The organism is Candidatus Darwinibacter acetoxidans, from assembly GCF_041936445.1.
Classification (GTDB): Bacteria; Bacillota; Limnochordia; order Darwinibacteriales; family Darwinibacteriaceae; genus DTU010.
Genome location: NZ_JBHGXH010000163.1, coordinates 1 through 1,173, shown reverse-complemented (window position 1 = coordinate 1,173; position 1,173 = coordinate 1). Strand labels below are relative to the sequence as shown.

The 1,173-nt window shown below is 55.1% G+C and carries 1 protein-coding gene; it reads right to left on the bottom strand.

Translation table 11 applies throughout. The features are described 5' to 3' along the window. Nucleotides 1-78: 78 nt before the first annotated feature. On the bottom strand, nucleotides 79-1,116 hold the full coding sequence (locus tag ACE4YL_RS06260; protein WP_461369382.1) for an ATP-binding protein: 1,038 nt from the start codon (nucleotides 1,114-1,116) through the stop codon (nucleotides 79-81). Nucleotides 1,117-1,173 lie beyond the last annotated feature (57 nt).

The following is a 1,173-nucleotide window of genomic DNA, read 5'->3' as shown; positions in this document are numbered from 1 at the left end:
CGCAGGATCTCTTCGGGACAGGGCCGGCGGACAACCTCCCGCCTGGACAGGTCCAGCCACAGCAAATCTCCTGTTAAATCAGCAAGCGCCATTTTTCCACCTTTTCTGGTCCACCCGGTCCGGAATCGGGACCATGGTAATCGCTTTTTCGGGGCAGGTCTGAGCGCAAAGCCCGCAGCCCCAGCAGAGCTCGGGTTTAAAAAGCACCTTCCTTTTTTCCCTGGAGCCTGTTGATGCCGCGGCCTTTTCCATGGTAAATGCTTTAAACTGGCACCGCCCGGTGCAAAGCCCGCAGTGGCGGCACAAAGCGGGATCGTGCCGGGCCACATATCTTGAATAAGGCCATTTCCCCCTGGTGCCCAGTTCCTGTGCCGCCCGCAAGGGAAAGCAGCAGCAGGCGCAGCAGTTGCATACGACTCCAGGGCCTTTCTCGCGCCAATCAAAGGGGCCGCCGGTATGGATAAGGCCCTCGCGGTCCCAGCTGCGGGCCAGCTCCAGCGCGGCGTCCCTGGTCAGTTCCCGGCCCAATTCCCGGCCGCGGGTCCGCTCAGCGATCATGTCCGGCGAAAACCAGAGGCACACTTCCCTCGAATGCCCGCATTTATCGGCGATCATCTTGCAGTCGCAGGGCAGCAGCCTGATTACCGGGGCCGCCTCAATCATCTCTTCGAGCTCCTCAAGAAGCAGTACTAGATCGTTGTGGCAGTGGTCATAAGCAGGCTCCCCGTTTAATACCGTTTTAAAATAATTATGTCTTTTTAGATATTCCCCGTAGCACCACGCATGCAGAAAGCGCCGCAGTTTTCTAGGCAACAGGTGATAATTTTCAAACATGGCGCAGTAACCAAGGCGATCATAAAAATCACCGGCTCCATAAAGAACGCGCTCCTCTTTTATCTCTTTATCGATTAAAAAGCGCCGGTAAGAGCTCTCCAAAAGGTCGGCCGCTTCCTCCACAGAGATCTGCATGCAACCGGCAATTTCATTAACGGGCAGCTTTTTGCGCTCCAGGCTTACGATTAACTCTATCTCCTCTTTGCGGTAAAAGAAATGAAGGTGCGGTTTAATTTCCACAGGCGCCTGCACGAGGGCCAAAAGTTTATCGATCTGCGTCACCAGGTTACCTCCGGCTTTAAGCTTAAAGGGCCCTGCTTTTTACTGTGCCTGGCTTTC